Genomic DNA, 25,609 nt, shown 5'->3' on the forward strand with positions numbered 1-25,609 from the left:
AACCATCAAGGAAATTCCTATGCTTAATCTCTCTATCTTAAATCTCGTCCCTATCCGTCAAGGGCAAACCTTTCCCCAAGCCATTGACTCAATGACCAGTCTTGCTCAGCTTGCCGAACGCTTGAATTTTCAACGCTACTGGATTGCCGAACACCACAATATGCCGAATATGGCGAGTAGTTCTACGCAACTTCTTATTCAACACACGCTAGCAAATACGCAAAAAATCAGCGTAGGGGCTGGTGGGGTGATGTTGCCAAATCACGCACCGCTACAAGTGGCGGAACAATATGGAACATTGTCGCAACTCTATCCAAACCGTGTTCAAATCGGTTTAGGACGTGCCCCTGGTACGGATATGCGAACCGCAGCAGCGTTAAGACGTGGCAATACAAATCCTGATTTTGCCCAAGACATCGCCGAACTTCGCCGTTATTTTAGTGAAGAAAGTCGCAATGATAGCGTGAAAGCCTATATGTCTATCGGGCAAAATGTGCCCTTGATTATTCTTGGATCTAGCCCTGAAAGTGCTTATTTAGCCGCCGAACTTGGCTTGCCGTATGCTTTTGCTTCACATTTCGCACCACGTTTTTTAGAAATGGCAGTAGAAATTTATCGCTCACAATTTAAACCGTCTGCGGTGTTGGATAAGCCTTATGTGATTGTCGGGGCAAATGCGATTTTGGCAGATACCGACAGCGAAGCCGAAAGCCTTGTAACCAGCCAAACCCAGTTATTCCGTGGCATTGTTACAGGCAATATGCAACAACTACAACCGCCATTCTCATCAGAAGCCGCCTTTTGGCAAGCACATCAATCGCCATTTATGGGGCAAGAGCAACAAGCGGTCAAATCAATGACAAGCTGTTCATTTATTGGCAGTCCGAGCAGTGTCAAACAGCAGTTGCAAGATTTCCGCAAGCAAGTGGAATTTGAAGAGTTAATGGCGGTGAGTTATATTTTTGATGAAGTGAAGCAACATAGAAGTTATGCGTTGTTAAATGAGTTGGTACAAAAAGAGTAAATCCCTTATAATATGCCATAAATTAACTCACTAAAAAAGGAAAGCAAATGAAAACTTCAACTTTTACCGCACAACGTTATTCAACCAAAGCATTTGACGCAAACCGTAAAATTTCGGCCCAAGATTGGGCTGAAATTCAAGACGCATTACGTCAAAGCCCATCAAGTGTGAATATCCAACCTTGGCATTTTATCATAGCGGATGACGAAGCAGGCAAAGCTCGCATTGCTAAAGCATTTGCCAATTATCCATTTAACGCAAGCAAAGTCACAGAGGCTTCACATGTGGTTGTTTTTGCTTGTTTAAACCAAGCCAGTGATGAATTTTTAAATACTGTATTAGCACAAGAAGATAAAGATGGTCGCTATGCCACAGCTGAAGATAAAAAAACAGGAGATGATGTTCGCCGTTTATTTTTAAATATTCACCGCAATCAGTTAAAAGATGAGCCAATTTGGTTTGCTAAACAAGTTTATTTAAACTTAGGTTTCACCTTAATGACAGCTGCGGCCTTAGGTGTGGATAGTGTACCAATGGAAGGCGCTGATTTTGTGGCTTTAGATGCGGAATTTGGTTTGAGCGAAAAAGGTTATCATTCGTTGGCTGTGGTATCTTTTGGCTATCGTGCAGAAGATGATTTTAATGCAAAATTACCAAAATCTCGTTTGACGGATGATGTGATTTTTACTAAAGCATAATTGGAAAATTATTGGATTTTTCGCCGCACTTTTTTTGAAAAAAGTGCGGTATTTTTTCTTAATGTTTTTGCAAGATTTAGAGAATCAGGCAACTATCCTACTCAATCATTCTACTCCAAAATCCCCCATCCCCCTTAAAATACCACACATCAACAAACACAAGCGAGTTTAACTATGGCAATTTTACAAGATTATCTTCATAACAGCTTCAAACACAATGTAGAAGCAGGCAAATTACAATTTGGTGTGGGCTTTGAAACCACATCGGCGGATGTGGCGGAAGTGTTGGCGACCACGGATTACGACTGGTTATTTATTGATGCTGAACACGGGCCGCATACCATTCAAACTATTTTAGATGCGTGCCGTGCCATTGCCCCTTATGGAATGACCCCAGTGGTGCGTGTGCCTGATGCAAATTCGGGCATTATCAAGCAGTTAATGGACAGCGGCGTGCAAAATATCATCTTCCCCAAAGTGGAAACAGGCGAAGAAGCCGAGCAGATTATGTACTGGGCGAGCTATCCAGGGCGGGGTAATCGTGGAATGGGTGCACCTGCTGTGCGTGCCAGCCGTTTTGGGGCGTATATGGATTATCAAGAACGCATTGAAGCCGAATCAATGATGATTTTGCAAATTGAAAGCAAAAAGGGTATGGAAAATCTGGAAGCCATTGCCACAACCAAAGGCGTGGGGGCGATTTTTCTAGGGCCGATTGATTTGGCTGTAGATATGGGGCACGGTTTGAACATTTTTCACCCAGAAGTGGAAGCCGCAATGGACTATATGATTAAGCGTATCCAAGAGCTTGGCGTGATTGTGGGGACGATTGCTTTAACCCCTGAACAGGCGAAAAAATATGCGGATATGGGCGTGCGTTTCTTAGGCGTGGGGGCGGACACTGGACTGCTGAAAACTATGGCGATGAACACCCTTGCTAGTTACAAAGCGGTGCTATAAGCCTTAATCCACAAATGTTATAATCCCTTTAATTTTTAAACAAAACAGGAAAAAATGATGACTTATACTGTAAAAGGCTTTGCTGCTATCGCAGCTGACCAGCCACTTGTGCCTTTTAATGTGCCACGCCGTGCTTTGCGTGCGGACGATGTGCAAATTGACATTCTCTACACAGGCGTATGCCACTCGGATTTACATATGGCGCGCAACGACTGGGGAAATTCAGTGTTCCCTATTGTACCTGGGCATGAAATTGTCGGGCGCGTGAAAGCCGTTGGATCAGCGGTAAGCAAATTTAAAGCCGGCGACCTTGTGGGCGTGGGGTGTTTAGTAGATTCTTGCCGTGAATGTTCACCCTGCCAACATCATTTGGAACAATTTTGCGAACAGGGTGCAACCATGACCTATGGTGGTCAAGATCGCCATAATCATAGTCCAACTTACGGCGGTTATGCTAAGGAAATCGTGGTCAGTGACGCCTTTGTGTTAAGCGTGCCTGAGAATCTTGATACCAAAGCTGTTCCCCCAATCTTATGTGCAGGGATCACCACATGGTCGCCATTGCGCCGTTGGAATGTGGGTAAAGGTTCAAAAGTTGCCGTGGTGGGATTAGGCGGTTTAGGGCATATGGCCATAAAGTTAGCCAAAGCATTAGGTGCAGAAGTGAGTTTGTTCACGCGCTCACCTGAAAAATCACAAGACGCACTGCGTTTAGGCGCAAGCCAAATTATTGTGTCCACGGATAAAGCCCAAATGAAATCCGTGTATAATCAATTTGACTTAATTATTGATACGGTACCCTATCAACATGATGTGAACCCTTATATGCCAACGCTTGCCATTGATGGAACATTAGTGTTTGTGGGATTAATCGGTCAACACCCTGAATTGTCTACTGTGCCGTTGGTGATGGGGCGACGTTCTATTGCGGGATCGTTAATTGGGGGGATTCAAGAAACCCAAGAGTTATTAGATTTCTGCGGTGAGCATAATATCGTATCAGATATTGAAATGATTAATATGGCAGACATCAACAACGCTTATGAACGAATGCTCAAAAGTGATGTGAAATATCGTTTTGTAATTGATATAGCCAAGAGTTTATAACCAAAATGACCGCGAAAGTGCGGTCATTTTTTTGTTATTTTTGCGACAACACCAACCCCGTCGCAATCAATCCAATTCCACATAAATGATAAAAATGAAAATGCTCACCTAATAAAGAAACAGAAAGCAACACACCAAATACCGGCATAAGATGAATAGACAATCCAGAAATCACCGGCCCCACTTTTTGAATGGCTACGCTATACAAAATATACGCAATCACAGAGGGGAAAATGCCCACATACGCCAAACCCAATAAGGTTGAATTATTCCAACTAATGACTTGCGAACCTTGCCATTGTTCCCATAGCAATAAAGGGAAAAGGGAGATTAACGCAATGATAATTTGAATTGCCATCAAGCCTTTACGATCAATACTCGCCGGAATATCTTTCATTAACAGGGTATAAATCGCCCAACAGATCATGGCAGAGAAAACGATAATATCGCCCACATTAAAAGACAAGGCAATCACATTCGCCCACTGTCCTTGTAGCACAATAACCAATACACCTAACAGCGAAACAGCCAACCCAATGGCTTGTGTGATTTTAATTTTCTGCCGATAAAATAACACACCAATCAGCATAATTAACACCGGTATACAGGAATTAAGTAAAATCGCATTAGTCGTCGTGGTGCTGTGCAAACCTTTATAAACAAGGGTGTTAAAAGCCGCCACACCAAAAATTGAGACGGTAATAATCTTACCCCAATGTTGGCGATATTGCTGCCAATCTCGTTTCATGGTGGTGAACACAAAAGGCAACAACACCACCAACGCAATGACCCAACGCCCGAAAGACAATGTATAAGGCGGAATATCCGCCCGCACTGCACGCCCTACGGCAAAATTCCCCGCCCAAAAAAGAGGCGGGAGCAGTAAAAAAGGTAATAACGGTAAAGACTGTTTAATATTGGGAAATGAGTACCGCATAGATTTTCCTATTATGTGTTTTACGTTATTTTACACAAAAGTGCAGTAAATTTTTAGTCAATAGATTAATTTTTAAATTATCAGGAAAAATTAACCAAAATACAATCACAAGGATTTTGCCTTAAAAAAATAGGATTGCCATTTTAACCGCAATCCTATTTTAAATCCTATTCAACAGAACGAAAATTAACTATTCCACTGTTCAATATCCAATTCTTTTTCTGTTTTCGCCACATAAACAGAGGCTACGGCATCACCTGTCACATTCATCCAAGTTCGGCCCATATCTAAAATAGAGTCAATTCCTAAAATCATACCATAAGCAATCGCCACGCTACCGCTCACTTTAATCCCAACAGATTCAAGCACTAATAATAACATTAACGCCCCTGCGCCTGGTACACCAGCGGTACCGATAGCGGCTAACATGGATGTGATAACAATAGTGAAGTAATCACTACCCGTTAACGGTATACCACAAGCATTGGCGATAAATAACGTACAAACCCCTAAATAGATAGTGGTGCCGTTCATATTCACGGTCGCCCCTACGGGTAACACAAAACCGTATACGGATTTTGGAATCCCCATATTTTCCGCACATTGCATTGTGATGGGTAAGGTACCATTAGAACTACGGGTCACAAATGCCGTCAACATTGCTGGACGCACTTTTTTCAAGAACGTTAAAGGACTTAATCCGATCAACATACACACGGCGGAATACACCACCAAAATCATCACGATTAACCCTAAGAAATAGGTCACGGTCACATTTAATAATGAACTAAATGCTGCCGCACCGCTTTTATTAAAGACCACAAACATTAAGGCAAAAACCCCAATTGGTGCATATAACATCACCCAACGGACGATTTTAAACATGATTTCACTCATGCCATCGAAGAAACTATATACCGTGTTAGCTGAGTTTTTAATCCGTTCATCTTCACTTGCTCGACAATAGGCTAGTCCAATACCAAAGAATAAACAAAAGGCAATAATCGGTAAAATATCGCCTTTCGCAATAGAATCAAAGGGATTGGTTGGAATAATATTTAATAAAATTTGTCCCATACTTGGTGCGTTAGCCGCTTTTTCTACCGCTTTAGAGGCGTCACTTAAATCCAAACCTAACCCAGGGGAGAAAATAGATGCACAAGCTAATCCAAGCGCAATCGAAATTAAGGTGGTAATCGCATAAAATAAAATCGCTTTACCACCCACTCGGCCTAATTTATCCGGTGAAATACTGCTTGAGCCAATAATTAATGAACAAATAATGATCGGCACCATAATCATTTTTAATAACCGCACAAATAAATCACCGAATGGCGTAATGATACTCACTAATGACATATCGCCGATCATAAAATTTTGCGGTAGAATCATTCCCAACGCAGATCCCAAAACTAATGCAATAATAATACGCACAAGCAATTTAGAATTTGCATTGTTAGGTGCTTTCTGATGTTTTGCTGTTGAACTCATATTTTTTCCTGTAAGTAATAAAGATAAAATTATTGAAGTCTTGCAAACTTCGTGGTGAAAATATACTCGTTTTTTATCAAAAATCCAACAAAATTTATTGGAGATTATAGAAAAAACAGCGGATTAATTTAAATAAAATAACCACCTAGGATCTATTGATCCTTAATGTTAGGATTACAATTTCTAATTCGACACATAAATTTATATATGCTACGCAATGTGAATTATGTGATCTCGATCAACTTTTTTTTAACAAATTTTCGGTATTATTTACACAAATTTAACCTAACCAAAAACATTAAGGAGAAATTTATGCGTAATACACGTATTGAAGTGGATTTATTGGGTGAACGTGAAGTATCAAATGACGTTTATTGGGGAATTCACACCTTAAGAGCCGTAGAAAATTTTAACATTTCCAACAATACCATTTCTGATGTGCCTGAGTTTGTGCGGGGTATGGTGATGGTGAAAAAAGCCACCGCATTAGCCAATGGTGAATTGGGTGCCATTCCAAAAAAAATCGCCAAAGCCATTGTACAAGCCTGTGATGAAGTTCTAGTCAAAGGTCGCTGTATGGATCAGTTCCCTTCTGATGTGTATCAAGGTGGCGCTGGAACCTCTGTCAATATGAACACCAACGAAGTAGTGGCCAATCTCGCATTGGAATTATTAGGTCATCCGAAAGGACAATACGATATTATTAACCCAATGGATCATGTCAACGCTAGCCAATCCACCAATGACGCCTATCCAACGGGTTTCCGCATTGCGGTGTATAACAGCATTCTCACCTTAATTGACCGCATCCATTATTTACAACAAGGCTTTGAAAACAAAGCGGAAGAATTTGCCAACGTGTTAAAAATGGGACGTACCCAATTACAAGACGCGGTGCCAATGACTGTTGGACAAGAATTTAAAGCCTTTGCGGTATTATTAGAAGAAGAAGTGCGTAATTTGCAACATACCGCCAAATTATTGCTTGAAGTCAATCTTGGCGCCACGGCAATCGGCACAAGATTAAATACGCCTGAGGGCTATACTGAACTCGCGGTCAAATACTTAGCAGAAGTGAGCGGTTTGCCTTGCGTACCATCCGAGAACCTGATTGAAGCTACTTCCGACTGCGGTGCTTATGTGATGGTGCATGGTGCATTGAAACGTACTGCGGTGAAATTATCCAAAGTTTGTAATGACTTACGTTTGCTTTCTTCTGGCCCAAGAGCAGGATTAAATGAAATCAATTTGCCAGAATTACAAGCGGGTTCCTCCATTATGCCAGCCAAAGTCAACCCTGTGGTGCCAGAAGTGGTGAATCAAGTGTGTTTTAAAGTCATCGGTAACGACACCACGGTCACATTCGCTGCCGAAGCAGGCCAATTACAATTAAACGTCATGGAACCCGTGATTGGTCAAGCTATGTTTGAATCTATTCAGATTTTATCCAATGCTTGCGTGAATTTACGGGATAAATGTATTGACGGTATCACGGTAAACAAAGAAATTTGTGAGAATTTCGTGTTTAATTCCATCGGTATCGTGACGTATCTCAACCCATTTATTGGCCACCATAACGGCGATATTGTGGGCAAAATCTGCGCCACAACGGGCCGCAGTGTACGTGACGTGGTGTTAGAAAAAGGCTTGCTTACCGAGGCCCAGTTAGATGATATTCTTTCAGTGGAAAACTTGATGAACCCAACCTATAAGGCCACACGTTTCACTGACGACGAGTAAAAATCAGCTCCATTTTCACCGCGCTTTTTAGGGATGGAAAAGTGCGGTGATTTTTTTCGCTATTTTACCTTGAAATCCCCCATTCCACCCCCACCTATTGCTTAAATTTGGATAAAAAGGATCAAAAAATGACAACCATAGTATGTGTACGCAAAGACGGCAAAGTCGCCATTGGTGGGGACGGACAAGCAACCTTAGGGAATTGCGTCGAGAAAGGTACGGTGCGGAAAGTGCGCCGTTTATATAAAGACAAAGTGGTCACAGGCTTTGCGGGTTCTACTGCGGATGCCTTTATTTTGCGGGATTTATTTGAGAAAAAACTCGAACTTCACCAAGGGCATTTAGTCAAAAGTGCGGTGGAATTAGCCAAAGAATGGCGAACTGAACGCTCACTTCGCCGTTTAGAGGCTATGATGATTGTGGCCAACGAAAACGAATTTTTATTAGTTTCAGGCAGTGGTGATGTGATTGAACCTGAATTTGATGTGTTGGCCATTGGATCGGGTGGTAACTATGCGAAATCGGCTGCCTTAGCCCTACTTCGCACGGAGAACCATTTAACCGCCGCCGAAATCGTCAAACAAGCCTTAAATATTGCGGGTGATATTGATATTTACACCAACCACAATCATGTAATCGAAGAAGTATAAGGAAGATAATTATGTCAATGACCCCTCGTGAAATCGTTTCAGAATTAGATGCGCATATTATCGGGCAAAGTGACGCCAAGCGTGCCGTTGCCATTGCTTTGCGTAACCGTTGGCGTCGCATGCAATTACCCGAAGCGCTGCGCCAAGAAGTGACCCCGAAAAATATTTTAATGATCGGCCCAACTGGGGTCGGGAAAACTGAAATCGCTCGCCGGTTAGCCAAACTCGCCAATGCGCCCTTTATTAAAGTCGAGGCCACCAAATTCACCGAAGTCGGCTATGTAGGTAAAGAAGTGGATTCCATTATCCGTGATCTCACCGATATGTCGATGAAATTAGTGCGTCAACAAGCGGTCGAAAAAAATCGAATGAAAGCCCAAGATGCGGCGGAAGATCGCATTTTAGATGTATTATTGCCCCCCGCTAAAGATCAATGGGGCAATGCCGAAGAAAGCAATAATGACGCTACTCGCCAAATCTTCCGTAAAAAATTACGTGAGGGGCAATTAGATGATCGGGAAATCGAAATTGACGTGTCTCACCCTGTCAGTGTGGAAATTATGACCCCACCGGGTATGGAAGAAATGACCTCACAATTACAATCCTTATTTGAGGGCATGTCGCCAAGCAAAAGCAAAAAACGCAAAATGAAAATCAAAGATGCGTTGAAAGTGATGATCGACGAGGAGGCGGCAAAATTAGTCAATCCTGAAGATTTAAAACAGCAAGCGGTGGAAGCTGTGGAACAGCATGGTATTGTGTTCATTGATGAAATCGACAAAATCTGTAAAAAAGGCGAATACAGTGGCGGGGATGTCTCTCGTGAGGGGGTGCAACGTGACTTGTTGCCTATTATTGAAGGTTCCACCGTCAACACCAAACACGGCATGGTAAAAACCGACCATATTTTATTTATCTGTTCCGGCGCATTCCAAGTGGCCCGCCCATCAGATTTATTACCCGAATTACAAGGTCGTTTACCGATTCGAGTAGAATTAAAATCCCTCACCAAAGAAGATTTTGAGCGTATTTTAACGGAACCCAACGCCTCATTAACGCTACAATACCGTGAGCTGATGAAAACCGAGGGAGTAGAGATTGAATTTACCCAAGATGGTATCAGCAAAATCGCCGAATCTGCTTTCCGTGTCAACGAAAAAACCGAAAACATTGGCGCAAGACGCTTGCATACCGTGTTAGAACGCTTAATGGACGGCATTTCCTTTGATGCGAGCGAACGTTCTGGCGAGAAAATTGTGATTGATGAACATTATGTGTCTACAGCCTTAAATGACGTGGTGGATAATGAAGATTTGAGCCGGTTTATTTTGTAATTTGCAAGTTCAACGAAAAAGTGCGGTGTTTTTCACCGCACTTTTTTTATCGCTAAATTCTCTTTTTAGGTATAAAAATAAACATTTGATTTTATTGATAAAACCTATTTCAAGGTTAAGATCAAAGCGATCTCCAAACGACCGCTTTATCCGATCTTTAATTAGCGGATATGCCATTTTTATGTTGATGATATTTTAACTAAAATGGAGGGGCGGATCTATGTATCCGCCCGTTAAAAACGGAGCGTGATTTTCGGGCGGATACATAGATCCGATCCTACGCTGTTTTTTCCTGCCTTTATCCAATTTCAGTTTCGCTATCGCCTAGCACTAGTTAGTCATGTCTACTTGTCTTTTGGTTAAAAAATAGGCGAATAAACAATCAGATGTTGTACAAAAAAAAAACAATGATAAAGTGACGGAAAATCATGTTTTTACCAGAAGGAGACTCTAAAATGCGGAAAATTTTTCATCATATTGCACTGCTGTTACCCTTGATTTTGGGAATAATATTATTCCTCCTTGCTTTAATAACAAAACTTAACATAGTAGAACCAAATGATTATATCTATTATTCTTGTCTGATAAGTATAAATTTAATCGCACTTGTATTTGCCAGTATAATAAAATGTACGGTTAGTAGCTATCTCAATAGAAATAAGAACATAAAGCTTGCTACTTCTAAATATGTGCTGATATTTCTAATATCTGGAATCACTGTTGGTATTTTTACTCTTTTATTTGTACTTTATAATGTAGTTGTTGATATATTAACCACAACTAAAGTTAGTTTTGAGGTAACATGTCTCTTTGTCTTTCTTATTAGTGTGGCTTATACATTATTTGGAGATAACTGGATACAAAAGGCTTTCCAAAAACATAAGAATGAATATTATATTAGCGATGCCTTAAGATCTCATCGTAACGCTATATCTGTACTTAATGAGGAGCATTCTGCTCAACAAGAATCTGATCAAATATCTCAACAAAAATATGATCAAATATCTCAACAAAAAGATGATCCAATATTTCAACGAGAAATCATCACTTTCTACGAAGCTAATTTAGTTATCAACGAAACATTTAAACTTGTACAGAAAATAAACACCACTTATAAGCTAGATTCAGATAACGAATCTAAATTTAACGATATCGTTAATCAATTTATATCCAATCTTACAATCATTTCAGAGAAAAAATCACCTAAAATTATAGGTAATAATAAACAAATAAAGGAAATAATTGATAAATATCAAGATAAATTTAAAAGAAAATCGTAGTTAGATAATTTATAGATTCTTAGCCGTGTTTAACCAATGTGTTGATATACCCATAAAATAAGGCTTTATAAACAAAGCCTTATTGACTAATTAAAACACAAAATTTGTATGTTTTCTGAATTTAAATTTGTTATTTTTTATTCAGAAAATTTACTAAAATTTTAATTAAAAATCTATTGTATTTATTTTTATCTACGATAACATCCAAATAAAAATAAATATAATAATAAAGGAGTTTATATGCTCAAAAATAAAATTAAATTAGGATTTTTTTTAAGTTTTCTTTTTATTTCTCAAAATGTTTTTGCTTATGGTTGCCAAAATATGTTTTATGATAAAGAAATAAGATATTGCACCCCAGATGGTTCAAGATTATATTCCTATGGTGAAGTCACCAAAGAAATGAAACAAATTAAAAGCACATTTAGGGGAAAAACTTACACATATAAAGATTTAATTAAACCTTTAAATCCTGATGAATTAGTAGGGTATAAAGAGTTTTCAAAAAATCTAAATAATTTTAATCTTGAATTAGAAAGGAAATTAAATACTCTAACTGAATCTCAATTTATGCAAGTTCTACAGGTTAGAGGGGATTATCTAGAGAAAATATTAGATAATAAATATTATAATATTGGAATAGTTAATTCATTAATAGGAATTGATAAAATGATTATTTCTCTTTTTGATAAATTTAATGTCAGCAAAGAAAACCAAAATTTATTTAAAAAAGGGTCTGCTGAAAAACATAAAACTTTAAAGATTATGTCAAACTACATAAAAATGAACACATATTAAAAAATAAAAAGCAATAATTGAATAAATTATTGCTTTTTATTTTCTAACTATTAAAGCCACTACTATAATTGACCTCTTCATATTTATTATAATTGTTATTACTATAACTTTCTACTGCTTCTTTTGATTTATTAATATCTGCAACTGCCAAAATTTTCTTTTCACTTTCACTCATGTGTGCAAATTCAACTTCTTTTGGTTGATTATGATTTTGTATTAATTGATTAACTTTTTTTGAGTCTAAGTGAGTTACATTATAAAATTTATCTAAAATATCACTATTCTTAATCTTTACTAGATTACCATTAATTAAAATCTCATTTTTATCATTAGATTCATTTTTTAAATCTTTAATATGTACTAATATATCTATATCTTTTTCTGTTAATTCTTCACCTTTATTTAATCTATTAAACATATCATAAACATCAAGAGATTTAATCCCTTCATCTTTACTAATATAATTTTCTACTGCCATTGCAACAGTGTAATAATTATCCTTTTTTTCCTGATAATTATTAAAAAATTTCTTGTTTATTTTGGTGTGATCTGGATTGATGGCAGGATTATTTTCCAAGTCTTTATCCAATAGGCTGATGATCCTTGCTGTGGCTGCTTCATCAAAGTTCATACCCTCAAGCACTGTTTTAAACAGATAATGATCATTGCCATAGGCTTGGCTTTTGGCATATAAATTCCTAAAAAAGGCATTATTAATCACATCTTTTTGGGCATCTTTATCACCAGCCATATAAAGAATTAATTGAGAATTTAATAACTGCCCAATTCTAGTATCTTGTTCAGATTTGACCATATTGATAATGTCCCATTTTGAGCCAGAATCTGCACCAAACTTTTTATAAATATCAAGAGCCTGATCCAATTTATGACTTAAATTATGGTAAAGAACATCAGCAGGTTTATTAAATAATTCATTCTTTTTAAAAGGATATAAGAACAAGTCTTTTAGGCTTTTAATATTTTTAACTCTTTTTTCTTCAAATGTCTTATTCTGCTTTATTTCTTGCTCAATCATTTTGGCTGACACTTTTTGCAATGCTTCTTTAGTGTTAGGATCTTTTTCTCTTGCAATTTGTTCATCTAATGCCTTTTTATATTTTATTCTTGATTCTTCATCATCAGGATCAGTTTTTATAAAGCCATTTTTGTCTATTTGGATAGAAATTTTATGTTGTTTGCCAACTTTTCCTGCAGTAATCAGAATTTGCTTATAAAATTCTTTTTCTTTTGGTGAGAGATTTTCCATTCCAAAATATTTTTTAAAATAATAATCCCCTTTTTTGCCATTAAGGTTTCTCAATAAAGTATTAATTTCTTTATCAGAGAGATCTTCTTGAATTGTTTTTAGGTTGTTATTAAAACCTTCTGGAGTGTCTGAAGTGGCTGCTGTAACTTTAATAAAATTAATTGTGTTCTCTTCAGATGGATTTTGTTTAAAAGCATTAAGAGTTTGTTTATAAACTTCTTTTTGTTGAGCAGAGTTCATTTGCTTCCATTGACTAATATCAGTCATATTATCCATAACATACTTATATAACTCATATCCCTTCAACAGATTCAACTGCTGCAAATTAAACTGCTGACCAGTTTTAATTTCTTGCTGTTGTTTATTGACCTGCTCTTTTTTTTCTGCCAGATCATGTGCCAAATTTGCCATGATTTTCTGCATTTTCTCTATTTCTGGTTTATGGCTATCTGCAATCTCTTGAAATTTAGGATTATCCTTTAACTTGCTTTCCATCTGATTTAATAAAGCAGTTTTTTGACCAATAGGAATAGACAAATTAGCCACCACATTCATCACATTAAATAAATTTTCAATATCTTTTTCATCATTTATTTGTGGAATGGTGGCAAGATAATTTTGCAAGTCAAATTTTTTATCCATAATTATTTTTATCTGAGGAGTTTATTAATTATTACTTCTATTGTAAAAAATTAACAAAATTTTTATTATAAACTGATGTAATTTTGATCAATTTAAATGGAAATCTCATCAACACATTGGTTAAACACGGCTAAGAGATTTTATCTAAACATTTTATTTATAATAGGCTTTTGTTATACTAAAAAGCCTATAAAAACAAAAGGAACATCATGATGAATAAAACGCTCGGCAGTACCTTACTGGTTTCTGGCACCATGATTGGTGCAGGCATGTTGGCCATGCCATTAACTTCCGCGGGGATCGGTTTTACCTTTACCTTTGTATTATTAGGGACATTATGGTTTCTACTCACATATAGTGCGTTATTGTTTGTCGAAATTTACCAAACCGCCGAACCCGACGCCGGTATTGGAACCTTGTCCGCTCAGTATTTTGGTAAAGCAGGACGAATTATTTCTACAGCGATTTTAATGATTTTCCTTTATGCGTTATTAGCTGCTTATGTCACCGGTGGGGGAAATATTTTAGCTTCTCTTCTTACACAAATCAGTGATAGCGAAAGCACGTCGAAAATATCCATTGTGCTATTTACCCTCATTTTTGGAGCCTTTGTTGTTATTGGCACCCGAAGTGTTGATGTAATTAACCGCTTACTTTTTTATATTATGGTGGCTGCATTAGTGTTTGTACTCATGTTAATGTCGCCGAAAATAAGCGTCGATAACTTAATGGCCATGCCCATTGATAATGCCTTATTAATTTCTGCTAGCCCAGTATTTTTCACGGCTTTTGGTTTTCACGGCTCCATTCCTAGCTTAAATGCCTATTTAGGTGGAAATGTTAAATCCTTGCGAATCGCTATTTTAACCGGTTCTTTTATCACGTTGGTGATTTATATTTTATGGCAACTTTCCACCCATGGGGTATTAAGTCAGTCGTTATTCTTAGATATTTTACAAAAAGACCCCACCTTAAATGGCTTGGTCACCGCCACAAAAGAAATAACCGGCAGTCAGGCCATAAGTAACACAGTTAAAATCTTTTCTGCACTGGCATTAATTACGTCTTTCCTTGGGGTCTCTTTAGGGTTATTTGACTGTATTCATGATTTACTCAAACGCACTTTACATCGTTCAGCGGGGCGAGTGATGTTGGGTCTACTCACATTTTTACCCCCGATGTTATTTGCGTTATTTTACCCACAAGGCTTTATTTTAGCCTTAAGCTATGCCGGTCAAATGTTCGCCTTTTATGCGGTTGTGCTACCTGCCGTATTAACGTGGAAAGCTCGCCAAAAATACCCGAATTTACCCTATCGTGTATTTGGCGGAAATATACTGTTAATTATTGTTTCCCTGTTGGGCGTGATCATTACCTCTATTCCGTTCCTCATTCAAGCGGGATTATTGCCAAATGTTGTTGGGTAAACATTATTCTTATTTCATTTTTAGCCAAACAAAAACCGCCTTTCGGCGGTTTTTACATTTTTATCCATGATTAACGGCTTTTCTTGACTAATTTTTCCGTTAATTCGTAAGCACGTAATTTGGCTAATTCTTGGGAAAGTTTTGCCACGAGTAATTCGTGGTTGGCATCCCCTGATTTTGCCACAATATTTTCTTCTGCTTTGCGTTTCGCATTCAAGATACGATCTTGGTCTAACTCATCACCACGAATAGCGACATCTGCTAACACAGTGACGATATTAGGTTGAACTTCTAAAAATCCCCCAGACACATAGATAACATCTTCGCTATCATTTTCAAGGGTGAATTTCACAATCCCTGGTTTAATCGCTGTCATTAAAGGAGTGTGATTGGCTAAAATCCCTAATTCCCCCTCAATACCACTTGCTTGAACGCTTTTTACCGCACCCTCGAAGATTTTTTTCTCCGCACTGACGATAATTAAGTTAAATGTTGCCATTTTGATCTCCTTCAATCTGGTAATCAGTTGAAGTGATTACATATTTTTCGCTTTTTCAACAACTTCATCGATTGAACCCACCATATAGAACGCTTGTTCTGGAATATGGTCGTATTCACCGTCAAGAATACCTTTGAAGCCACGAATGGTATCTTTTAATGACACATATTTACCAGGTGAACCGGTAAATACTTCCGCTACGAAGAAAGGTTGTGATAAGAAACGTTCGATTTTACGCGCACGTGCTACCACTAATTTATCATCTTCGGAAAGTTCGTCCATACCAAGAATCGCAATGATATCTTTCAATTCTTTGTAACGTTGTAAGATACCTTGCACGCCACGAGCCACGTTGTAGTGTTCTTCACCGACCACCAATGGATCTAATTGACGAGAAGTAGAATCTAATGGGTCAACCGCAGGGTAAATACCTAAAGAGGCGATATTACGGCTTAATACCACGGTAGAGTCTAAGTGAGCGAACGTAGTTGCTGGTGATGGGTCAGTTAAGTCATCGGCTGGTACGTAAACCGCTTGCACAGAGGTGATAGACCCTGTTTTGGTGGAGGTAATACGTTCTTGCAACACCCCCATTTCTTCCGCCAAAGTTGGCTGATAACCTACCGCAGACGGCATACGACCTAACAACGCAGATACTTCTGTCCCTGCAAGGGTATAACGATAGATGTTATCCACGAAGAATAATACATCACGCCCCTCATCACGGAATTTTTCCGCCATGGTTAAACCGGTTAATGCCACACGCAGACGGTTGCCTGGTGGCTCATTCATTTGACCATAAACGAGTGATACTTTATCCAATACGTTAGATTCGGTCATTTCGTGGTAGAAGTCGTTCCCTTCACGCGTCCGTTCACCTACCCCTGCGAATACGGAGTAACCTGAGTGTTCAATCGCAATATTACGGATTAATTCCATCATATTCACGGTTTTACCTACACCCGCACCACCGAATAAACCTACTTTACCACCCTTAGCGAATGGACAAATTAAGTCGATAACCTTGATCCCTGTTTCTAACAATTCTGTACTGTTAGATTGGTCTTCGTAACTTGGTGCCGCACGGTGGATGGCCCAGTTTTCTTCCGCACCAATGTCACCTTTTTCATCAATCGGCTCACCCAGCACGTTCATAATACGTCCTAAGGTTTTCACGCCCACAGGCACAGAAATTGGGTGACCTGTGTTTTCTACTTTTAAACCACGTTTTAAACCATCAGATGAACCCAATGCGATACAACGTACCACGCCGCCACCTAATTGTTGTTGTACTTCAAGGGTTAAACCTGATTCCACTTTTAAGGCATCATAAACCTTTGGTACGCCGTCTTGTGGGAATTCAACGTCAATTACCGCACCGATAATTTGTACAATTTTTCCTGCTGACATTACCTGTTCTCCATTAAATCGCTGCTGCACCAGCAACAATTTCATTTAATTCATTTGTGATACTTGCTTGGCGAGCTTTGTTATACACCAACTGCAAGTCATTGATTAAATTCCCTGCATTGTCTGTTGCTGCTTTCATCGCCACCATTCGAGCCGCTTGTTCTGAAGCTAAATTATCAACCACTGCTTGATATACTTGAGATTCTAAATAACGCACCAATAAGCTATCTAATAGCACTTTTGGATCCGGTTCGTAAATATAATCCCAAACATTCTGTCTTTCGCCTAATTTATCAGTTTCTAATTCTGGTAATGGCACAAGCTGTTGGTAAACCGGTTTTTGCGACATGGTATTAACAAACTTATTGTAGGCTATATAAATAGCATCAAGTTCGCCATTACGGTAGGCATCAATCATACCGTTTACCACGCCCAATAAATCTTCTAATACAGGGTTATCGCCCAAACCAGAATGTTGTCCTCGCACTTTCAACCCAAGAGAACGGAAAAAGCCAATCCCTTTTGAGCCGATTAAACCGAGCTCAACGGTAACGCCTTTTTCTTTCCATTGTTTGATTTCGTTAAGTGCGGTCTTAAATAAATTAATATTTAAGCCACCGCACATACCACGATCGGTTGAAATCACAAGGATACCGACTTTCTTAATGTCACGCTGACTTAAGAAAGGGTGTTTATAACCAACGGTTGCTTTAGACACGTGACTGATAACATTTCTAATGGTTTCAGAATAAGGGCGAGATGCTGCCATCCGATCTTGCGTTTTACGCATTTTCGATGTGGCGACCATTTCCATTGCCTTGGTAATTTTTTGTGTACTTTGTACACTGGCAATTTTGGTTTTTATCTCTTTTCCACCAGCCATGTTAATTCTCCGTTTCCGTCTTTAAGCTATTACCACGCATTATTTGCTTTGAAACTATCTAAAATGCCTTTTAACTGGTCTTTAATTTCATCATTATAGTTGCCTGATTTATTCAACTCTTGCATAAAGTCGGCATATTGACGATGAGCATAATCTAAAAGTGCGGTTTCAAAACTGGCAATTTTATTGAGTTCCACATCTTCTAAATAACCAAATTCAACGGCAAATAACACTAATGCTTGTTCCGCTACGCTTAACGGTGCATATTGTTTTTGTTTCAATAATTCAGTGACTTTTTCACCGTGGGATAATTGTTTACGAGTGGCATCATCTAAATCTGATGCAAACTGTGCAAACGCCGCTAATTCACGGTATTGTGCTAGTGCGGTACGAATACCCCCAGCCAATTTTTTCACCACTTTGGTTTGAGCTGCACCCCCCACACGAGAAACCGAAATACCCGGGTTGACCGCAGGGCGAATCCCTGAGTTAAACAAGTTAGATTCTAAGAAAATCTGACCATCGGTAATGGAAATCACGTTAGTTGGTACGAACGCTGACACGTCCCCTGCTTGGGTTTCAATGATTGGAAGTGCGGTTAAAGAACCGGTTTTTCCTTTCACTTCGCCCTTAGTGAAACGTTCTACATAATCGGCATTGACACGAGAGGCACGCTCTAATAAACGGCTGTGCAAATAGAACACGTCACCCGGATAGGCCTCACGGCCTGGCGGACGACGAAGTAATAACGAAATTTGACGATAGGCTACCGCTTGTTTGGATAAATCATCATAAATGATTAACGCATCTTCACCACGATCACGGAAATATTCCCCCATGGCACAACCGGCATAAGGGGCTAAATATTGTAACGCCGCAGATTCAGAAGCCGATGCAACAACCACGATAGTGTTGGCTAACGCACCATGTTCTTCTAATTTACGCACCACATTGGCAATAGTAGAGGCTTTTTGACCAATGGCCACATAGATACATTTAATGCCTGAATCACGTTGGTTAATGATCGCATCAATCGCCAAAGCGGTTTTACCGGTTTGACGGTCACCGATAATCAACTCACGTTGACCACGACCGATTGGCACCATAGAGTCCACCGCTTTATAACCGGTTTGAACAGGTTGATCAACCGATTGGCGGTCGATAACCCCTGGTGCAATCACTTCCACTGGTGAGAAACCGTCATTTTCGATTTCACCTTTACCGTCAATCGGTTCACCTAAGGTGTTGACCACACGACCTAATAAACCACGACCTACGGGTACTTCAAGGATACGGCCAGTACATTGCACTTCCACACCTTCGGCTAAATCCGCATAAGGCCCCATCACCACCGCACCAACGGAATCACGTTCCAAGTTTAATGCCATCGCAAAACGGTTATCAGGTAAGGCAATCATCTCACCTTGCATTACATCACTTAAACCGTGAATACGGATAATCCCATCACTCACGGAAACGATTGTCCCAGTGTTGCGAGCCTCGCTCACCACATCAAATTGGGCAATACGTTTTTTAATCAATTCACTAATTTCTGTTGAATTTAGTTGCATTTTGAATTCCTCTTATCATTGCAATTCGTTAGCTAAACGATCTAGCTGACCACGACTTGAACCGTCAATCACAAAATCGTCAGTACGAATGATAACCCCTGCAATCAGTGAGCTATCCACACTGCAATTTAATTTCACTTTACGAGCCAGTCTTTTTTCCATTGCGGCGACAATTTTTTGTTGTTGCGTTGCACTTAATGGTTGAGCCGAAATGGCTTGAACTTCCGTGGTTGCATTATGTTCTTCCACATAATGTTGAAATTCATCAAATACAGCTGGAAGTGCCGTTAATCGCTTATTTTCAGCCATTAACCGAATCAGATTTTGCCCATATTGATCAAGTTGTTCGCCACAAATTGAAATCACCGTATCAGCGACTTTTTTGGCAGAAAAAGAACTGCTTAAAAAAGATTGCACCTGTTCATTTTCAGCCACCTGTGCCGCAAAACCGAGCATTTCTGCCCATTTTTGCACCGCACTTTTATCAATTGCTGATTGTTCAACGGCAAAATAAAATGCTGCTTTGGCATAAGGGCGAGCTATCGTAGTTAATTCTGACATAAGCTCAACCTTCCTATAATTCTGCAACTAACTTATCAATAATGTCACTGTTGGCCGCCTCATCAATGGTACGACCGACAATTTTCTCTGCACCTGCAATGGCAAGTGAAGCCACTTTCACACGTAATTCTTCTTGTACACGTTTACGCTCAGATTCCACTTCTGCATAACCTTGTTCAATAATTTTGGCTTTCAAAGTTTCCGCTTCTGCTTTCACTTCTTCTAGCACTTCATTACGGCGTTTATTGGCTAAATCGATAATTTCTTGTGCTTGTAACTTGGCTTTAGAAATTTCTTCTTCCGCTAATACTTTCGTATCGGCTTGCTCTTTTTTAGCGGCCTCGGCAGACGCTAACGCATTAGCAATACTCGCCTGACGATCTTCAATCGCTTTAATGAGCGGTGGCCAAACATATTTCATGCAGAACATCACAAAAAGTGCGAACGCAATAAGTTGACCAATTAATGTTGCATTTAAATTCACAACGCCCTCCTACAAAAAAGTCGGTTACGTTATTTCGTCAAAATCCGAAATAACCCTAAATTTCAAGCCCGACTTATTTTAATAAATCAATGAACGGGTTTGCGAAGATGAAAAGTAATGAAATACCCACAGCAATCATTGCGATCGCATCTAAAAGACCGGCAACGATAAACATTTTCGTTTGTAAGCTGCTGGCTAATTCAGGCTGACGAGCAGAAGATTCTAAGAATTTACCGCCTAAAATCGCAAAGCCAATAGCTGTACCTAGTGCAGCAAAAGCTAATAAGATTGATGCACCAATGATTGTTGCTGTAATTACAGATTCCATAATGTTCTCCATTAAAAGATTGATAAATAAGCCCGAAGGCTAGGTTAAGTTAAAAAGAAATTTTCGTTTAATGATCCGCTTTATTATAAGCAATACTCAAATAAACAATCGTTAACATCATAAAGATGAATGCTTGTAAAGTAATCACCAATATATGAAAAATCGCCCACACTAAATGTAATGGGATGCCTAATGCTTGTAAGGCAAAATTATCTGCCATATACATCACGGCAATCAAAATAAAGATCAATTCACCGGCATACATGTTACCAAACAAACGGAACGCTAAAGAAATCGGTTTAGCTAATAAGGTAACGGTTTCAAGAATAAAGTTAACCGGAATAAATGCCCAATGATTGAAAGGGTGGAGTGTATATTCCTTGACTAACCCATTGAAACCTTTTGATTTCACGGTATAAAATAGGATTAAACAGAATACACAAATTGACATTCCCAAAGTGGCACTAATATCGGCAGTGGGTACAGCACGTAAATGATGAACCCCCACTAAATTAGCAAACTGCGGTAGAAAATCCACTGGAATTAAGTCAATGGCATTCATGATAAATACCCAACAGAAAATGGTTAAGGCGAGTGGGGCAATGGCATTACGTGGACCATGAAAATTATCTTTGACTAAACCGTCCACCCACTCAATCACAATTTCCACAAAACATTGTAATTTACCCGGCACGCCTGTGGTGGCTTTTTTCGCTACTTTTGAAAAAACAAACAGGAAAATCGCACCCGAAATAAGTGAGAAAAGCAGCGTATCTAAATGCACCGCCCAAAAACCGTCCCCAGATGAAAGGAAACTTAAATGGTGACTAATATAATCAGCAGTAGTTAAATTTGACATATCAATAAAACCTTTCTGTAAATGATCAATGACGTTGTTTAAATATATTCAAAACCAAAGGCAGCAGACTATTTAAGAGAATAGCCACAAAAAAGCCGACAAAAAAAGTAAACTGATTATTGGTTATTAAATACTTGATTGATATAACGATTAAAAGCATAACAAACAAGAATTTTATGGCTTCAAGGCTATAAAATAAGGTTGTTTTTATGGGTTTGTTGTTTTTTTTGGCATAAGATAACGCCAAAAACATCACCACAAAACTGGGTATCAAAACAACCAAATAGCCAAAACTAAATGCGTAAGCCATCGGTTTATCAAAATAACATAACAGCAAAAAAGCAATCATAAGCACGGTTAATTCTGCAATATATACTTTTTTATACAAATTTTGAGCTTGTTGTAACACAGCCGACATTATTTACGCCCAGTAAAGTCTAAAAAACATTCAAACAGACAAACGCCTGAAAGCTCCTGAATTATCACCTATAAAGGCTTTTATTGCAATCAATTACGCAGTAAAAATCGAACGAGATCAAAATTTTGTTAGATTGATCACAGTTTTTTATCCAGATTGTGTTTTTTTAAAACAAACTAAAGAAAAATCGCGGTAAAAAATATTCACTTTTTAACCACGATTTATATTATTTTAGGCTTTTTTCAACAACACTAAATGCCTTTCTCCCACCAACTCTGGCACTTGTAACGGAATAACCTGTTGAATAGAAAATTCAGCCGAAAGCTGTTGCACTTCCTCTTGATGATATTGGCCTTTTAAGGCGTAGAATAAACCATTTTCATGAGGTAAATGATGACACCAATCGGTCATATCCTTTAGGCTAGCAAAGGCCCGGCTTAACACTCCGTCAAATAGATGATCGGGTGTAAATTCTTCCACTCGGCTAAGTACTGGTTCCACGTTAGTCAATCCTAACTCACGCACAGCATTGCGAATAAAGCTAATGCGTTTGCCTAAACTGTCCAATAAATAAAATTGCTTATCTGGATTGATAATCGCCAACGGCAAACCGGGTAAACCCGGTCCTGTACCCACATCAATAAAACGTGAACCTTGTAGGTAAGGGCTTACCACAAGGCTATCTAAAATATGTTTTACCAACATATATTGTGGATCACGCACAGAGGTAAGATTATATGCCTTGTTCCATTTATGCAACAACAACACTAACTGGACTAACTGGCTTTTTTGCTGATCGGTAATAGAAAGTGCGGTGGATTTTAGCAAGGTTTCCAGCTTTTCGCTTAATTGCTGTTCTAAATTAATCGCCACGTTTTAACATTCCCTGTTTTTTTAAGTTCACCAACAAAATAGAAATGGCCGCTGGGGTGATACCTGAAATTCGGCTCGCTTGTCCAATAGAAACGGGACGATGTTGTTCTAATTTGGCTCGCACTTCATTAGATAAACCTACCACGAGACTATAATCAAAACGTTCAGGAATCGCCGTATTCTCATGGCGTTTTTGTTTTTCAATTTCTTCTTGTTGATGTTCAATATAACCTTGGTATTTCACTGCTATTTCCACTTGTTCCGCAGCTTGTTTATCTTCCAACGCAGGTGCAAATAAAGCGGTTTTAGTTAAAATATCATAGCTCATTTCAGGACGACGTAATAAATCAATGCCACTGGCTTCACGCACAATCGGGGTATTCACCAACGTATTGATTTCATCTAAATGTTCCGATTTAGTATGAATCCAAATTTGTTTTAGGCGTTCTTGTTCTTTGGCGATGTTGTCCATTTTTTGATTAAATCTCGCCCAACGTTTTTCGTCTATTAATCCTAATTCATGCGCAATTGGCGTTAAACGAATGTCGGCATTATCTTCACGTAATAGTAAACGGTATTCCGCTCGAGAAGTAAATACACGGTAAGGTTCTTTTGTGCCAAGGGTACAAAGATCATCCACTAATACACCAACGTATGCTTGATCTCGGCGTGGATACCAAGGATCTTTTTGTTGTACAAATAACCCTGCGTTAATACCGGCTAACAAACCTTGTGCAGCGGCTTCTTCATAACCCGTTGTGCCATTAATTTGCCCTGCAAAGAACAACCCTTTGATAGCTTTGGTTTCTAAGGTAGGTTTAAGATCTCTTGGATCGAAATAATCGTACTCAATGGCGTAACCTGGTTTCACAATGCGAGTTTTTTCTAACCCTTGCATGGAATTTACAATGCCCATTTGCACATCAAAGGGCAAACTGGTGGAAATACCATTTGGATAGACTTCATTAGACGTTAATCCCTCTGGTTCAAGGTAAATTTGGTGAGAATTGCGATCCGCAAAACGCATCACTTTATCTTCAATAGACGGACAATAACGTGGGCCGATTCCCTCAATAACCCCAGTGTACATTGGACTGCGATCCAAATTATGGCGGATCACTTCGTGGGTTTTTTCGTTGGTATGGGTAATAAAACAAGGAATTTGACGAGGGTGTTGATCCACTGATCCCATAAAGGAAAAAACCGGTAACACAGCGTCACCATGCTGTTTGGCTAACACATCAAAATTAATGGTACGAGCATCTAAACGAGGTGGTGTGCCTGTTTTTAGCCGATCAACACGTAAGCCTAGATCACGTAAACGATGAGAAAGGGAAACCGATGCAGGATCGCCTGCTCGTCCGCCCTCGTAATTTTGTAATCCAATATGGATCTTGCCAGCTAAAAAGGTACCAGCCGTCAAAACTACAGATCTGGCACGAAACTTTAAGCCCATTTTGGTTTCTACACCAGTGACGTGATCCTGTTCGATCAATACATCGGTCACTTCTTGTTGGAAAATATCTAAATTCGGTTGATTTTCAAGGGCTATACGCACAGCTTGACGATATAACACCCGATCTGCCTGAGCTCGAGTGGCTCGCACTGCCGGGCCTTTAGAACTGTTTAAGGTGCGAAATTGGATCCCTGCTTGATCGGTGGCATGTGCCATAAGACCGCCCATGGCATCAATTTCTTTGACTAAATGCCCTTTACCTATTCCCCCAACGGCAGGATTACAAGACATTTGTCCAAGGGTATCAATATTATGGGTCAATAACAGGGTTTTAAGCCCCATTCTAGCAGGTGCAAGAGCGGCTTCTGTACCGGCGTGACCGCCACCTATCACGATCACATCATAATTTTCTGTATAAAACATAAGAACCTTATTAGATAAAAATGATCGCTTTCACCGATCTTTACTTAAAAATAGGCGACTATTTTACCTAAAATTAGATAAACAGGAAAGTAGATCCCTTTTATTTGATCCGAAAAGATCTGCTGGCTAATAAATAGAGATCTTATTTATATATAAAGATCTTATTATTGTTATTATTAGATCCACTGATCATCGTTGATAAGGATCTTTTTCTTTTATAAAAGAAAGTATTAGATCTTTTTTTATTTTAGTAAAATAAAGATCTTTACAGTGGAATTATTATGTATAACTTTTCTAGTTATCCACAATACAATAAATTTCTATTTTTATTCATAGGATAAATACAGCTTTTTAATAGGTTATTTTTTAAGTTATCCACAATAAAAAATGTATTTTAATTATCCCTACTTATTGGTTTTAGATCATTTTCCACCGCACTTTCCCTCGAATTAAGCTATAATAAGCTCATACTAAATTAGCGAGAAATAC

General features: G+C 38.8%; 24 protein-coding genes. 10 read left to right on the forward strand and 14 right to left on the reverse strand.

The window, feature by feature from the left end; all coding sequences use genetic code 11:
- The first annotated feature begins 19 nt into the window (after nt 1–19).
- The 4 genes from ACTG7X_RS05075 (at nt 20) to ACTG7X_RS05090 (ending at nt 3,789) form a co-directional block, all read left to right on the forward strand.
- Entirely contained in the window at nt 20–1,024 is a 1,005-nt protein-coding gene (locus tag ACTG7X_RS05075; RefSeq protein WP_439257456.1) for an LLM class flavin-dependent oxidoreductase, read from the forward strand.
- Between the two features lie 47 nt (nt 1,025–1,071).
- Nucleotides 1,072–1,722, forward strand: a complete 651-nt coding sequence (nfsB, locus tag ACTG7X_RS05080; RefSeq protein ID WP_439257457.1) for an oxygen-insensitive NAD(P)H nitroreductase — start codon at nt 1,072–1,074, stop codon at nt 1,720–1,722.
- A 174-nt stretch (nt 1,723–1,896) separates the two neighbouring features.
- Nucleotides 1,897–2,682, forward strand: a complete 786-nt coding sequence (locus ACTG7X_RS05085) for an HpcH/HpaI aldolase family protein (RefSeq protein ID WP_439257459.1) — start codon at nt 1,897–1,899, stop codon at nt 2,680–2,682.
- 54 nt (nt 2,683–2,736) lie between these two features.
- Nucleotides 2,737–3,789, forward strand: coding sequence for an NAD(P)-dependent alcohol dehydrogenase (locus ACTG7X_RS05090; protein ID WP_439257461.1), 1,053 nt, complete (start codon nt 2,737–2,739; stop codon nt 3,787–3,789).
- Between the two features lie 34 nt (nt 3,790–3,823).
- On the opposite strand, the gene ACTG7X_RS05095 is transcribed toward ACTG7X_RS05090, so the two are convergent.
- Complete coding sequence (locus ACTG7X_RS05095; protein ID WP_439257463.1) at nt 3,824–4,726, reverse strand: DMT family transporter; 903 nt, start codon at nt 4,724–4,726, stop codon at nt 3,824–3,826.
- 186 nt (nt 4,727–4,912) lie between these two features.
- The gene (locus ACTG7X_RS05100) at nt 4,913–6,217 is read right to left on the reverse strand and encodes a dicarboxylate/amino acid:cation symporter (RefSeq protein ID WP_439257464.1); all 1,305 of its coding nucleotides are present in this window, start codon (nt 6,215–6,217) and stop codon (nt 4,913–4,915) included.
- A gap of 312 nt (nt 6,218–6,529) precedes the next feature.
- Here ACTG7X_RS05100 and aspA point away from each other — a divergent pair, with 312 nt between their 5' ends.
- The 5 genes from aspA to ACTG7X_RS05125 all read left to right on the forward strand — a co-directional run bounded on the left by aspA (nt 6,530) and on the right by ACTG7X_RS05125 (nt 12,019).
- Complete coding sequence (gene aspA / locus ACTG7X_RS05105) at nt 6,530–7,957, forward strand: aspartate ammonia-lyase (RefSeq protein WP_439257466.1); 1,428 nt, start codon at nt 6,530–6,532, stop codon at nt 7,955–7,957.
- A 128-nt stretch (nt 7,958–8,085) separates the two neighbouring features.
- Nucleotides 8,086–8,607 carry an ATP-dependent protease subunit HslV gene (gene hslV, locus ACTG7X_RS05110; protein WP_439257468.1) on the forward strand — a complete coding sequence of 174 codons (522 nt, stop codon included), beginning with the start codon at nt 8,086–8,088 and terminating at the stop codon, nt 8,605–8,607.
- A gap of 8 nt (nt 8,608–8,615) precedes the next feature.
- Complete coding sequence (hslU, locus tag ACTG7X_RS05115; protein ID WP_439240644.1) at nt 8,616–9,941, forward strand: HslU--HslV peptidase ATPase subunit; 1,326 nt, start codon at nt 8,616–8,618, stop codon at nt 9,939–9,941.
- A gap of 428 nt (nt 9,942–10,369) precedes the next feature.
- On the forward strand, nt 10,370–11,221 hold the full coding sequence (locus ACTG7X_RS05120; protein WP_439257469.1) for a hypothetical protein: 852 nt from the start codon (nt 10,370–10,372) through the stop codon (nt 11,219–11,221).
- Between the two features lie 240 nt (nt 11,222–11,461).
- Nucleotides 11,462–12,019 (forward strand): hypothetical protein, encoded by a 558-nt coding sequence (locus tag ACTG7X_RS05125; protein ID WP_439257470.1) that lies wholly within the window; start codon nt 11,462–11,464, stop codon nt 12,017–12,019.
- Between the two features lie 43 nt (nt 12,020–12,062).
- On the opposite strand, the gene ACTG7X_RS05130 is transcribed toward ACTG7X_RS05125, so the two are convergent.
- Complete coding sequence (locus ACTG7X_RS05130) at nt 12,063–13,928, reverse strand: hypothetical protein (protein ID WP_439257472.1); 1,866 nt, start codon at nt 13,926–13,928, stop codon at nt 12,063–12,065.
- Nucleotides 13,929–14,140: 212 nt separating this feature from the next.
- On the opposite strand from ACTG7X_RS05130, the gene ACTG7X_RS05135 reads away from it, so the two are divergent.
- Nucleotides 14,141–15,355, forward strand: a complete 1,215-nt coding sequence (locus tag ACTG7X_RS05135; protein ID WP_439257534.1) for an aromatic amino acid transporter — start codon at nt 14,141–14,143, stop codon at nt 15,353–15,355.
- A 70-nt stretch (nt 15,356–15,425) separates the two neighbouring features.
- On the opposite strand, the gene ACTG7X_RS05140 is transcribed toward ACTG7X_RS05135, so the two are convergent.
- The 11 genes from ACTG7X_RS05140 to mnmG form a co-directional block, all read right to left on the reverse strand.
- Nucleotides 15,426–15,854: a F0F1 ATP synthase subunit epsilon gene (locus ACTG7X_RS05140; RefSeq protein WP_439257474.1), complete on the reverse strand. Its 429-nt coding sequence runs from the start codon at nt 15,852–15,854 to the stop codon at nt 15,426–15,428.
- Between the two features lie 36 nt (nt 15,855–15,890).
- Nucleotides 15,891–17,264: a F0F1 ATP synthase subunit beta gene (atpD, locus tag ACTG7X_RS05145; RefSeq protein ID WP_439240433.1), complete on the reverse strand. Its 1,374-nt coding sequence runs from the start codon at nt 17,262–17,264 to the stop codon at nt 15,891–15,893.
- Between the two features lie 13 nt (nt 17,265–17,277).
- A complete protein-coding gene (atpG, locus tag ACTG7X_RS05150) occupies nt 17,278–18,147 on the reverse strand; it encodes a F0F1 ATP synthase subunit gamma (protein ID WP_439240435.1) in 870 nt (289 codons plus the stop codon).
- 29 nt (nt 18,148–18,176) lie between these two features.
- Nucleotides 18,177–19,718, reverse strand: a complete 1,542-nt coding sequence (gene atpA, locus ACTG7X_RS05155) for a F0F1 ATP synthase subunit alpha (RefSeq protein ID WP_439240438.1) — start codon at nt 19,716–19,718, stop codon at nt 18,177–18,179.
- A 15-nt stretch (nt 19,719–19,733) separates the two neighbouring features.
- Complete coding sequence (gene atpH, locus ACTG7X_RS05160; RefSeq protein WP_439257475.1) at nt 19,734–20,279, reverse strand: F0F1 ATP synthase subunit delta; 546 nt, start codon at nt 20,277–20,279, stop codon at nt 19,734–19,736.
- Nucleotides 20,280–20,292: 13 nt separating this feature from the next.
- Nucleotides 20,293–20,763, reverse strand: a complete 471-nt coding sequence (gene atpF, locus ACTG7X_RS05165) for a F0F1 ATP synthase subunit B (protein ID WP_439240442.1) — start codon at nt 20,761–20,763, stop codon at nt 20,293–20,295.
- A 73-nt stretch (nt 20,764–20,836) separates the two neighbouring features.
- Nucleotides 20,837–21,091 carry a F0F1 ATP synthase subunit C gene (gene atpE / locus ACTG7X_RS05170; RefSeq protein WP_005599073.1) on the reverse strand — a complete coding sequence of 85 codons (255 nt, stop codon included), beginning with the start codon at nt 21,089–21,091 and terminating at the stop codon, nt 20,837–20,839.
- 67 nt (nt 21,092–21,158) lie between these two features.
- On the reverse strand, nt 21,159–21,950 hold the full coding sequence (gene atpB, locus ACTG7X_RS05175; protein WP_439240444.1) for a F0F1 ATP synthase subunit A: 792 nt from the start codon (nt 21,948–21,950) through the stop codon (nt 21,159–21,161).
- Nucleotides 21,951–21,975: 25 nt separating this feature from the next.
- Nucleotides 21,976–22,368: an ATP synthase subunit I gene (locus ACTG7X_RS05180; RefSeq protein ID WP_439257477.1), complete on the reverse strand. Its 393-nt coding sequence runs from the start codon at nt 22,366–22,368 to the stop codon at nt 21,976–21,978.
- Nucleotides 22,369–22,599: 231 nt separating this feature from the next.
- A complete protein-coding gene (rsmG, locus tag ACTG7X_RS05185; protein WP_439257478.1) occupies nt 22,600–23,241 on the reverse strand; it encodes a 16S rRNA (guanine(527)-N(7))-methyltransferase RsmG in 642 nt (213 codons plus the stop codon).
- Nucleotides 23,231–25,120 carry a tRNA uridine-5-carboxymethylaminomethyl(34) synthesis enzyme MnmG gene (mnmG, locus tag ACTG7X_RS05190; protein ID WP_439257480.1) on the reverse strand — a complete coding sequence of 630 codons (1,890 nt, stop codon included), beginning with the start codon at nt 25,118–25,120 and terminating at the stop codon, nt 23,231–23,233. The genes rsmG and mnmG overlap by 11 nt, the downstream gene beginning before the upstream one ends.
- Nucleotides 25,121–25,609: the final 489 nt, after the last annotated feature.

The organism is Lonepinella sp. BR2271, from assembly GCF_051851515.1.
GTDB lineage: Bacteria > Pseudomonadota > Gammaproteobacteria > Enterobacterales > Pasteurellaceae > Lonepinella.

Bases quoted from the DNA above. Each gene is read 5' to 3' on its own strand.
- ACTG7X_RS05075 (WP_439257456.1), top strand. From the start codon at position 20: ATGCTTAATCTCTCTATCTTAAATCTCGTCCCTATCCGTCAAGGGCAA.
- nfsB (WP_439257457.1), top strand. From the start codon at position 1,072: ATGAAAACTTCAACTTTTACCGCACAACGTTATTCAACCAAAGCATTT.
- ACTG7X_RS05085 (WP_439257459.1), top strand. From the start codon at position 1,897: ATGGCAATTTTACAAGATTATCTTCATAACAGCTTCAAACACAATGTA.
- ACTG7X_RS05090 (WP_439257461.1), top strand. From the start codon at position 2,737: ATGATGACTTATACTGTAAAAGGCTTTGCTGCTATCGCAGCTGACCAG.
- ACTG7X_RS05095 (WP_439257463.1), bottom strand. From the start codon at position 4,726: ATGCGGTACTCATTTCCCAATATTAAACAGTCTTTACCGTTATTACCT.
- ACTG7X_RS05100 (WP_439257464.1), bottom strand. From the start codon at position 6,217: ATGAGTTCAACAGCAAAACATCAGAAAGCACCTAACAATGCAAATTCT.
- aspA (WP_439257466.1), top strand. From the start codon at position 6,530: ATGCGTAATACACGTATTGAAGTGGATTTATTGGGTGAACGTGAAGTA.
- hslV (WP_439257468.1), top strand. From the start codon at position 8,086: ATGACAACCATAGTATGTGTACGCAAAGACGGCAAAGTCGCCATTGGT.
- ACTG7X_RS05120 (WP_439257469.1), top strand. From the start codon at position 10,370: ATGTTTTTACCAGAAGGAGACTCTAAAATGCGGAAAATTTTTCATCAT.
- ACTG7X_RS05125 (WP_439257470.1), top strand. From the start codon at position 11,462: ATGCTCAAAAATAAAATTAAATTAGGATTTTTTTTAAGTTTTCTTTTT.
- ACTG7X_RS05130 (WP_439257472.1), bottom strand. From the start codon at position 13,928: ATGGATAAAAAATTTGACTTGCAAAATTATCTTGCCACCATTCCACAA.
- ACTG7X_RS05135 (WP_439257534.1), top strand. From the start codon at position 14,141: ATGAATAAAACGCTCGGCAGTACCTTACTGGTTTCTGGCACCATGATT.
- ACTG7X_RS05140 (WP_439257474.1), bottom strand. From the start codon at position 15,854: ATGGCAACATTTAACTTAATTATCGTCAGTGCGGAGAAAAAAATCTTC.
- atpD (WP_439240433.1), bottom strand. From the start codon at position 17,264: ATGTCAGCAGGAAAAATTGTACAAATTATCGGTGCGGTAATTGACGTT.
- atpG (WP_439240435.1), bottom strand. From the start codon at position 18,147: ATGGCTGGTGGAAAAGAGATAAAAACCAAAATTGCCAGTGTACAAAGT.
- atpA (WP_439240438.1), bottom strand. From the start codon at position 19,718: ATGCAACTAAATTCAACAGAAATTAGTGAATTGATTAAAAAACGTATT.
- atpH (WP_439257475.1), bottom strand. From the start codon at position 20,279: ATGTCAGAATTAACTACGATAGCTCGCCCTTATGCCAAAGCAGCATTT.
- atpE (WP_005599073.1), bottom strand. From the start codon at position 21,091: ATGGAATCTGTAATTACAGCAACAATCATTGGTGCATCAATCTTATTA.
- atpB (WP_439240444.1), bottom strand. From the start codon at position 21,950: ATGTCAAATTTAACTACTGCTGATTATATTAGTCACCATTTAAGTTTC.
- ACTG7X_RS05180 (WP_439257477.1), bottom strand. From the start codon at position 22,368: ATGTCGGCTGTGTTACAACAAGCTCAAAATTTGTATAAAAAAGTATAT.
- mnmG (WP_439257480.1), bottom strand. From the start codon at position 25,120: ATGTTTTATACAGAAAATTATGATGTGATCGTGATAGGTGGCGGTCAC.